The following is a 9958-nucleotide window of genomic DNA, read 5'->3' as shown; positions in this document are numbered from 1 at the left end:
ATGTTGACCGAGATCCTCGGTAAGTAAATCACTGGCCAGAGATGTGTTGAACGCCTCTCTGGCTGGCAGGGATAAAATAGAAAGGTGTGGCTGCAAGCCACCCTTTTCTTTTGCAATTTAAAAATAAGAAACAAGCATCATGACCAAACGTAAAGGCATTATTCTGGCCGGTGGCTCAGGCACCCGTCTTTATCCGGTGACCATGGCGGTGAGCAAGCAGCTGCTTCCCATCTATGACAAGCCGATGATCTACTACCCGCTCAGCACCCTGATGCTGGCGGGAATTCGCGATATTTTGATCATCAGCACGCCGCAAGACACTCCCCGCTTTGAGCAATTGCTGGGTGATGGCAGCCAGTGGGGCCTGAATTTGCAGTACAAGGTGCAACCAAGCCCGGATGGGTTGGCGCAAGCCTTTATTCTGGGTGAAGAGTTTATCGGCTCAGACCCCTGTGCGCTGGTGCTGGGGGACAACATCTTCTACGGCCACGACCTGCAGAAACAGTTGGAAGCCGCAGCGGCCAAAGAGAGTGGCGCGACCGTCTTTGCCTACCATGTGCATGACCCCGAGCGTTATGGGGTGGTGGAATTTGATAAAGAGGGGACCGCTATCTCTCTGGAAGAGAAGCCGTTGGAGCCCAAGAGCAACTATGCGGTGACCGGCCTCTATTTCTATGACAACAGCGTGGTGGAGATCGCCAAGAGCCTGAAGCCGTCGCCCCGAGGTGAGCTGGAAATTACCGATGTGAACCGTATCTACCTGGAGCAAGGCAATCTGTCGGTGGCCATGATGGGCCGTGGTTATGCCTGGCTGGATACCGGAACCCATGAAAGCCTGATTGAAGCGAGCAACTTTATTCAAACTATCGAGACCCGTCAGGGATTGAAAGTGGCTTGCCCGGAAGAGATTGCGTATCGCCAGAAGTTTATCAATGCCGACCAGGTGCGTGAACTTGCAGCGCCGTTGGCAAAGAATGCGTATGGACAATATCTGTTAAGAATGGTTGCCAAAGCCTGATGTGATATGGGGGAGGGAAAATACTTCCCCCATTAAAAATTGAAGCAAGTGTGGATAGACAGATGAATGTAATCAAGACAGCAATTCCAGATGTGCTTATTTTTGAGCCAAAAGTGTTTGGTGATGAGCGAGGTTTTTTCTTTGAAAGTTTCAACCACAAGTTGTTTGAAGAGGCGGTAGGGTATCCGGTGACGTTTGTGCAGGATAATCACTCCAAATCATCGAAAGGGGTGTTGCGTGGATTGCACTATCAGTTGCCGCCCCATGCTCAGGGCAAACTGGTGCGTTGTGTGGCCGGTGAAGTGTTTGATGTAGCGGTAGATATTCGTAAAAGCTCCCCGACCTTCGGGCAATGGGTAGGCGTTCACCTTTCTGGAGAAAACAAGCGACAGCTGTGGATCCCGGAAGGATTTGCGCATGGCTTTGTTACTCTGACAGAGACGGCCGAGTTTTTGTATAAAACAACCAATTACTATGCCCCCGTAAGTGATAGAGGCATTGCATGGAATGATGCCTCTATTGGTATTAAGTGGCCCGAGTTAAACGCGGATATCCTGACCTCTGCAAAAGATAGTACTGCCAAGTCATTAGCGACCGCAGACCTGTTTATCTAAATTACACTCCCTGCATTACTGCAGGGAGTCTTTAGTTCGCTGAGATAATATGGATTTATATACGGGTTCGAAAGGTATTCTTGCCAGAAAAAACAATATTGAACCTATGCTTGGTTGCTCATTACGTCATATGGCAGGGGCCGTCTCTTTCTCTGAAAATGATGTTTTAGTTGGCTGGGGCCAAAAAGCCAATACCAGGCAGATTAAGCAGAAGGCACAAGCGTTAGGGTTGTCCTATTGGCAGCTGGAAGATGGCTTTATCGGTTATATCGGTCATCCCGCCAGGGGGGGCAAGGCGGTCTCGTTGATCGCCGATCCTGTGGGGATCTATTACGATGCCCGCCAGCCCAGCCAGCTTGAGCAGTTGATTGCCGCCCCGTGCGAGCCACAGATGTTGGCACGGGCCGAGCGATTGATCAGTGAGTTGGTTCACCTCGGGATCACCAAATACAACTGTTATGCCACTGTGCCGGCTCACGCTGCCAACCATGGCAGCGTGAGTCGTTTCGCCGCACAAGGGGGGGAGGGTGGCCTGCCATCGGCGCTGGCCGCGCGGTTGCAGCAGAGCGCCAAACCCAGGGTCCTGTTGGTCGATCAGGTGGCGGGAGATCTCTCCATTCCGGGGGCGCTGGCCAGTGAAGCTGATTTTGTGGCGATGGTGGAGGCGGCGCGCCGCAATCATCCCGATGCGCGCCTGCTGCTGCGCACCCATCCCGATACGCGCTTTGGCAAGAAAAGCGGTGTGCTGGCGCGCTTGCAGCTAAATGATGTTGAAGTGGTTGCCGAGCATTGTCATCCTCATGCGCTGCTCAATGCGGTGGATGCTGTCTATACAGTCTCATCCCAGCTTGGTTTTGAGGGGTTGTTGCTGGGCAAGCCGGTCTACTGCTTCGGTATGCCGTTTTATGCCGGTTGGGGGCTGACCCATGACAGCAAGCAGTGCGAGCGCCGCAACGTAAACGTGTCGCTCGCCCAGCTGGTCGCGGCAGCCTTGATTTGCTACCCGCGCTATCTGGACCCCGTGCTTGGCCAGCGTTGTGAAGTGGAAGAGGTCATTGCCATCATCGCTCGCCAGCAAAAGCCCGCTCCACGTTGGCGCAGGCTTTATCTGGTCGGTTTCTCGCTGTGGAAGCGCGCCTTTATGCAGGCGTTTTGTCATCACCTGGCCGAGGAGCTTTGTTTTGTTAGCAAGCCTCCCAAGCGGTTGACTGGTGATGAGCAGGTTCTGGTGTGGGGAAGTCGCTATCCCGAGCTGGTTTCAGCGATACGGGTCGAAGACGGCTTTATCCGCTCGAAAGGGTTGGGTTCCAACCTGTGCCGTCCTTCGTCACTGTCACTGGATCCGGTCGGCATTTATTTTGATAGCCGAACCCCCAGCGGGTTGGAGCAGTTGCTCAACTATCAGCAATTGACCGAGCCGGAGATTGAACGTGGAGAGAGGTTGATCTCGTTGCTTCGTCAACATCAGATCAGCAAGTACAACGTGGGGGAGATTCAACCCTATTCACCGCCCATGGATGGTCGACAACTGGTGTTGGTGGTGGGGCAGGTGGATGGTGATGCCTCTATTCTGACCGGTAGCCCGTGTATTCGCAGCAACGAGCAGTTGCTCTGGGCGGTGCGAGCGGCCAAACCCGACGCTCATATTCTCTACAAACCGCATCCTGATGTGGTGGCGGGCAACCGTGGCGGGGCGATTTCTGCGGCTTGTCTGGCGGAGTGTGTCGATAGTCAGGTGCTGGATGTTGGCCTCACCAGTCTGTATCCCCATGTGGATGAGCTGCATACCATGACGTCACTCAGTGGCTTCGAGGCGCTGGTGCAGGGAGTCAAAGTGACGACCTGGGGCCAACCCTTTTACAGTGGCTGGGGTCTGACCACGGATGCCAATCCGCCTGCTCGCCGTCAGCGCACGCTGCCTTTGTCAGCACTGGTCTATCTGACGCTGGTCGCCTATCCACTCTATCTGGATTGGCAAACCGGGCTCTGGATCAGCCCTGAGCAGTTGATCCACCAGTTGGCGACACAGGGACACTCATCAGCTCAGAAAGCGAGCCGCTGGCAACGCTGGCAGCTCAAGTTCGGTTATTTGATCCAGACGCTCATGCAGCGCCCCTCTCTCTCCCCGTTTTTGAGATAAGTCGTTAATGAAGATTTTGTTACTGCAAGGACCGCTTGGTCCTTTCTTTCAGACCCTGAGTCGTCAGTTGACCGAGGCGGGACATCAGGTGGTGAAGATCCAGTTCAATGGCGGGGATGAGTGCTGGCCCTGTGCTGGAGAAAATCTGCGCTTTCGCGGCAAACCGGAGAGCTGGAACGCCTTCTTTCGCCGGGTGCTCAAGCAGCATGGTATTGATGCGGTGATCTGTTACGGGGATTGCCGTTACTACCATCTGGAGGCAGGTCGCATCTGCAAGCTGAAGCGAGTGCCATTCTGGGCAATGGAAGAGGGGTACCTCAGGCCTGACTATGTGACCCTTGAGCAAGGGGGGGTCAATGCCTTCAGCCCCTGGTATGAGCGGCGCGATCAACTTGCCCAACTGGATTGGCCTGAGCCTTATGACAGTTCACTCAAGGTGGGCAAGACCTTCGCCGTGCGCGCCTGGTATGCCAGTCGCTACCACATCAACAAGTCGTTGTATCGCTGGCGTTATCCCCACTTCGTCAATCATCGCCCCTGGAGTCTGGTGCAAGAGGCGATGGGGTGGGTCTGCGGGGCCATGGTGAAGTATGGAAACGTGCGTCAGGATCGCGCCCTGCTCAAGGCGTTGCCCCGGCACGCTGGACGGATCTTTTTCGTGCCATTGCAAGTGACCGAAGACTTTCAAATCAGGGAACACTCAGACTTGAGCGGGGTCGAGGAGATGGTTGCGCAGGTGATCAACTCGTTTGCGCAGTATGCCAAGCCTGAAGATATATTGCTGTTCAAGCATCACCCCATGGATCGGGGCTATGTCAGCTATCGCGCCCAGATCAATCGACTCATTGCCGTACTTGGCCTGGAGGGGAGGGTCTTTTACGGTTATGAACTGCCACTGCCGACCCTTTATCCCTTGCTCAAGGGGGTTATTACCATCAACAGCACGGTCGGCCTCTCTGCCCTGCTCCATGACGTGCCCACCTTTTGTATGGGACGGGCACTCTATGATATCGCCGGGTTGACCACCAAAGGCTCGCTGGCCTCCTTCTGGCACAAGCAGAGCCCGGTATGTGCCGAGACATTCAAGCGGGTGCGCCACTCCTTGCTCCATCTGACCCAGCTCAATGCCAGTTTTTACCGTCATTTGAATATGAGTGCGCAGGCGGTCATGGAAAAAATGAAGCTTTCGAAGTCCTGTCTGGGAGATGGTGTTGTATCACCGGAACGCCGTATGAGAGTGAATAAAACAATGTGCCTTACATTGCCCTGGCTGTCGACTCTCGACAGTATTACCGACCCGTTTACATCTGTGGGTTCAACCGTTCTGATGTTACTCGTTTGAAGTCTGCTGAATTTTGCGTTAGTTTGTTAGTGAGAGGTAAATAAAACCAGGAAGGTTAACATGAACATTCACGGTTGCTTGTTATCCATTGGGTTATTGGGGTTGCCGACTTTTTCCATGGCAGCTGATCATGATCTTTCACTGATTATTCACGGCGCATCTATTCACAGTCATTGCTCAAAAGGTACAGGAAGCAAGAGCAAGACCTGTGATTTTAATGGTTTTAACCCCGGGCTGGGATTGGCGTGGGTGTTCTTGGGTGACAGCGACACGGGGAAACTGGCGCTTCGCGGTGGTTTTTATCGAGATTCTCTCGAGAATACAGCAGGTTATGCCGGTGTCTCTTATCGAAAAGAGTGGTATCTCACCGAACATGTATTTGCCGGAGTTGGCATGGAGGCCGGTTATCTCAACGGTTCGGGTATTGATGGTTTTGCTGCATTACCGATGGTGACATTGGGTTATAAATCGGTTGCATTGGAAATAGGCTATGCACCCAAGGTTGATTGGGTACCAGGAGGAGACCATGTTGCGGTCACCACATTTACATTGCGATGGACGCTATAATAGCCCGGATATATTGCTGCAAGGTTTTAATTTGTAACTTTACCACGTACTTTTCATTCATGGTTGCTGAGAAATACACGCTTCTTGTTACTATCTATATATTAAAGGGCAAGTTTTTCTGAAAAAAATAGAAAGTTGAAGATCACTTTTTTATGTGGGCGACAATGATGTTGGATTTATTCAAGATGGAGTCAACAGCATATTTATTTATCAATGTTGATTGCGTCTGAATAATTCGGAAAATAAAAAAGCCCTTCACCATGGTGAGGGGCTTTTTGCTATCTGGCGTTTACCCGCTTGGGTTGCTCCGTCTGGGTTTAGTAGCCCTGCTGGTGCACATCCATTACTGCGCGGCCAGACGGGTCGGCCATCTCCTTGAACTTGGCATCCCACTCCAGCGCGGTGGGAGTGGAGCAGGCGACCGACTTGCCGTAGGGCACGGTGCGGGCGGCGGCTTCCAGCGGGAAGTGCTCGTCGAAGATGGCGCGGTAGAAGTAGGCCTCCTTGGTGAGCGGGGTGTTGATGGGGAAGCGGAATGCGGCCGCCTCGAACATCTGATCCGTCACTTCCTGTTCCACCATGGCTTTCAGGCTGTCGATCCACGAATAGCCTACACCGTCGGAGAACTGCTCCTTCTGGCGCCATGCCACTTCGTGGGGCAGCAGGTCCTCGAACGCTTCGCGCAGGATGTGCTTCTCGATCTTGCCCTTGCCGCACATCTTGTCAGCCGGCTGCAGGCGCATCGCCACGTCCATGAACTCCTTGTCGAGGAAGGGCACACGACCTTCCACACCCCAGGCGGCCATCGACTTGTTGGCGCGCAGGCAGTCATAGAGGTGCAAAGAGGCGAGCTTGCGCACGTTCTCTTCGTGGAACTCGCGGGCGTTGGGCGCCTTGTGGAAGTAGAGGTAGCCACCGAACAGCTCGTCGGAGCCTTCACCGGAGAGCACCATCTTGATCCCCATCGCCTTGATGTAGCGGGCCATCAGATACATGGGCGTGGAGGCGCGGATAGTGGTGACGTCATAGGTCTCCAGGTGATAGATGACGTCGCGCAGGGCATCCAGACCCTCCTGCACGGTGAAGTGGATCTGGTGGTGGATGGTGCCCAGATGATCGGCTACCTTGCGGGCGGCGGCGAGATCCGGCGACCCTTCCAGACCGACGGCGAAGGAGTGCAGTTGCGGCCACCAGGCTTCGCTCTTGCCATCGTCCTCGATGCGACGCGCCGCATAGAGCTTGGTGATGGCGGAGATAACGGAGGAGTCCAGTCCGCCGGAGAGCAGCACGCCATAAGGCACGTCACACATCAGCTGGCGCTTGACCGCCGCTTCCAGCGCGGCTTTCAGCTCGGCTTTGTCGCTGACGTTGTGCTCGACCGCGCTGTATTCCATCCAGTCGCGCTTGTACCACTGTTTGAGCTCGCCATCCTTGCTCCACAGGTAGTGTCCCGGCGGGAAGGTTTCGACGCTCTTGCAGACCGGCACCAGCGCCTTCATCTCGGAGGCGACATAGAAATTGCCGTGCTCGTCGCGACCGGTATAGAGGGGGATGATCCCCATGTGGTCGCGACCAATCAGGTAGGCATCCTGTTCGGCGTCATAAAGAATGAAGGCAAAGATGCCGTTGAGATCGTCAAGAAACGCCGGGCCCTTCTCCTTGTAGAGCGCCAGCAGCACTTCACAGTCGGATTTGGTCTGGAACTGGAAGTCGACCTTGAGGGTTTTCTCCAGCTCTTTGTGGTTGTAGATCTCGCCGTTAACCGCCAGCACATGGGTGCGCTCGGGGTTGTAGAGCGGCTGGGCGCCATTGCCAGGGTCGACGATGGCCAGACGCTCGTGCACCAGAATGGCTTTGTCGGAGCTATAGACGCCGGACCAGTCAGGCCCGCGGTGACGCAGTCGCTTGGACATCTCCAGCGCCGATTTGCGCAGGGCTACTGCATCGGACTTGATATCCAGAATGCCGAAAATTGAACACATTGGCGGTAATCCTCTTGATTTTTATATGAGCCCCCCACGTTTGGGCTCGAAATTCCATTTACATTCCTCGTCAGACACAATGCCTAGCGGAAAAACCTTTTGCAAGCGGGAAAACCGCAGAAAATCATGCCGTAAGCGTCAAGCGGATCAACAGGATAAGGGCTGCTGCAACGGGGCAGGGTGACGTGAACGTCAAGTCGAGGCGGGTTCGAAGATGACGTAGACCTTGCGACAGGGGGTGAGGGTCTCCCACTCTCCGACAAAACCGGCTGGAATGACGAATTGATCGCCGGGTTTGAGGGCCAGCTGGCCGCCCAGATTGTCATGGATCACCACATCCCCCTCCAGCAGCTGGCAATACTCGTGTTCGGTGTAGTGGATGGCCCAGCGGCCGGGCTCGCAAGCCCAGAAGCCGACGTGAAACTGCTGGCGGGGGTCGGAGTAGTGGTTCCACACCGTCTGGCTCGGGTTGCCCGCTTTAATGCGCTCGGGGGCAGGCATCAGCGGGGTAGGGGCCGCCTCGTGGCGGTCGAGCAGGATCCAGTCGTTGAGGGTCTTCATGGTGCCTCCTTGGCTTCGGCAGATAGGAACGCGGGGCCATCCCGGCCCGCGTTTGTTTGTTTTATTAAACGAGGTTGTGCATAACTTAAACGATGCGCATTCCCTTGCCAAGGGCTGCTGGCCGACGACTCAAAGCGGCTGCAAGCGGCGGATCACATGACGGGCAAAGCCGCTGCCCGCTTCGTTGTAGACGTTGAACACCGCATCCACCCCCTGCTCCTGCAAGGAGGCGATATCATCCTCGAAGCGGACGATGGCGGCTATCTTGCCGGCAAAACCGTGGCTGCGCAGCTTCTCGATGGCGTAGAGATTCCCCGAGTGGTGGGGCATGGCCAGCAGCACCAGATTGACCTGATTGGAGAGCAGCACCTTGTCCCAGAAGTCGGTATCGGTGGCATCCCCCTCGATGACGTTCATCCCCTGGGCACGCAGGGTGGGCAGCTTCTCGCTGTCGTTCTCCACCCCGAGGATGACGTTGCCGTACTTGTTCTCCAGCTCGAAGTAGGCCCCCTGACCGATCCGCCCCATACCGAGGATGATCACCTCGGCATCGCCAAGCTCTATGGGTCTGTCTTCCGGATGGAGGTTGCTCGCTTGCAATCCTCGCAGCCAGTGGCCGATGCGGTGGTAAATGCGCTCGCTCTGGGCATTGAGGGGGGCAGAGATCATAAAGCTGGCCGCCAGTGCCAGCGAGACCGCCACCAGCCACTCGTGGGAGAGCCAGCCCGCCTTGGCGGCGATGGCGGCGACGATCAGGCCAAACTCCGAGAAGTTGGTGAGCGCCAGGGTCGAGAGCAGCGCGGTGCGCACCCGCAGGTGAGCGCCGCTGTAGACCAGATAGTAGAGCGCGCTTTTGAGCGGCAGGGCCAGTACCAGCGCCAGTGCCAGCAACATGGTGTCGTGGGTCGGCAGACCGTTGAGACCGATGGTGAGGAAGAAGCAGATAAGAAACAGGTCTTTGAGGTTGAAGAGCGCCTTGGCAAGGCCCGCTGCTGCCGGATGAGAGGCGAGCATCATGCCGATGATCAGCGCCCCGAGATCCGGCTTGAGGCCGACCACTTCAAACCCGGCCGCCCCCACCACCAGCGCCAGAAAGACCCCGAACAGCACCTGCAACTCGCCGTGACCGGCCCGCTCCAAGAGCTTGAACAGCAGCGGGCGCAGCAGCGGCAGCCCCAGTACCCAGAGCGCCCAGATGCTGGGCCACTTGCCGCTGGAAAACGCCAAAAAGGCCACGGCGAACACATCCTGCATGACCAGCACGCCGATGGCGATGCGGGCGTAGAGGGCATTCATGTCGCTGCGATCTTCCAATACCTTGACCGCAAAGACGGTGCTGGAGAAGGAGAGGGCAAAGCCCAGCAGAAGCGCCAGTTTCCAGTCAAGCGAGAGGGCAAGTTCAAGCCCCAGCCCCTTGCAGACCAGCAGCACCACAGTAAAGAGCAGGGTGGAGAGCAGCAGGTGCAGGCTGGTGGTGCCCCACACATCGCGCCGCATCAGGGTCTTGATATTGAGCTTGAGACCGATGGTGAACAGCAGCAGGGTGACGCCGAGATCGGCGACTTCGCTCAGGGCGGGGGTATTTTCATATCCCATGCCGTTGAGGATAAAACCGGCGGCCAGAAAGCCGAGCAGGGGGGGCAGGCCAATCAGATTGACTACCATGCCGCAACCAAAAGCCACGGCGATCAGAATGGGTTCCATAACAGATCCTGCAAGGGCAGGAGAGACCTG

Annotated in this window: 8 protein-coding genes; 5 read left to right on the top strand and 3 right to left on the bottom strand. The window is 55.9% G+C overall.

Annotated elements, in window-relative coordinates:
* Nucleotides 1-139 precede the first annotated feature (139 nt).
* From rfbA to G5171_RS07875, 5 genes are all read left to right on the top strand, one after another.
* Nucleotides 140-1018 carry a glucose-1-phosphate thymidylyltransferase RfbA gene (gene rfbA, locus G5171_RS07895; RefSeq protein ID WP_040094731.1) on the top strand — a complete coding sequence of 293 codons (879 nt, stop codon included), beginning with the start codon at nt 140-142 and terminating at the stop codon, nt 1016-1018.
* Between the two features lie 62 nt (nt 1019-1080).
* Nucleotides 1081-1632 (top strand): dTDP-4-dehydrorhamnose 3,5-epimerase, encoded by a 552-nt coding sequence (gene rfbC / locus G5171_RS07890; protein ID WP_216979010.1) that lies wholly within the window; start codon nt 1081-1083, stop codon nt 1630-1632.
* A 106-nt stretch (nt 1633-1738) separates the two neighbouring features.
* Nucleotides 1739-3772: a capsular polysaccharide biosynthesis protein gene (locus G5171_RS07885; RefSeq protein WP_421251442.1), complete on the top strand. Its 2034-nt coding sequence runs from the start codon at nt 1739-1741 to the stop codon at nt 3770-3772.
* 7 nt (nt 3773-3779) lie between these two features.
* Nucleotides 3780-5114 carry a capsule biosynthesis protein gene (locus G5171_RS07880; RefSeq protein ID WP_421251441.1) on the top strand — a complete coding sequence of 445 codons (1335 nt, stop codon included), beginning with the start codon at nt 3780-3782 and terminating at the stop codon, nt 5112-5114.
* Nucleotides 5115-5174: 60 nt separating this feature from the next.
* Complete coding sequence (locus G5171_RS07875) at nt 5175-5681, top strand: hypothetical protein (RefSeq protein WP_216979007.1); 507 nt, start codon at nt 5175-5177, stop codon at nt 5679-5681.
* A 317-nt stretch (nt 5682-5998) separates the two neighbouring features.
* Here G5171_RS07875 and asnB read toward each other — a convergent pair whose 3' ends face one another.
* The 3 genes from asnB to G5171_RS07860 form a co-directional block, all read right to left on the bottom strand.
* Nucleotides 5999-7663 carry an asparagine synthase B gene (gene asnB / locus G5171_RS07870; protein WP_005361356.1) on the bottom strand — a complete coding sequence of 555 codons (1665 nt, stop codon included), beginning with the start codon at nt 7661-7663 and terminating at the stop codon, nt 5999-6001.
* Between the two features lie 192 nt (nt 7664-7855).
* Nucleotides 7856-8224, bottom strand: a complete 369-nt coding sequence (locus G5171_RS07865) for a cupin domain-containing protein (RefSeq protein WP_216979005.1) — start codon at nt 8222-8224, stop codon at nt 7856-7858.
* A 129-nt stretch (nt 8225-8353) separates the two neighbouring features.
* A complete protein-coding gene (locus G5171_RS07860) occupies nt 8354-9928 on the bottom strand; it encodes a cation:proton antiporter (protein ID WP_421260031.1) in 1575 nt (524 codons plus the stop codon).
* Between the last annotated feature and the right edge of the window lie 30 nt (nt 9929-9958).

This window comes from Aeromonas sp. 600774 (genome assembly GCF_049175075.1).
Lineage (GTDB): Bacteria > Pseudomonadota > Gammaproteobacteria > Enterobacterales > Aeromonadaceae > Aeromonas > Aeromonas veronii_A.
This window is presented reverse-complemented; position numbering and strand designations above follow the sequence as displayed.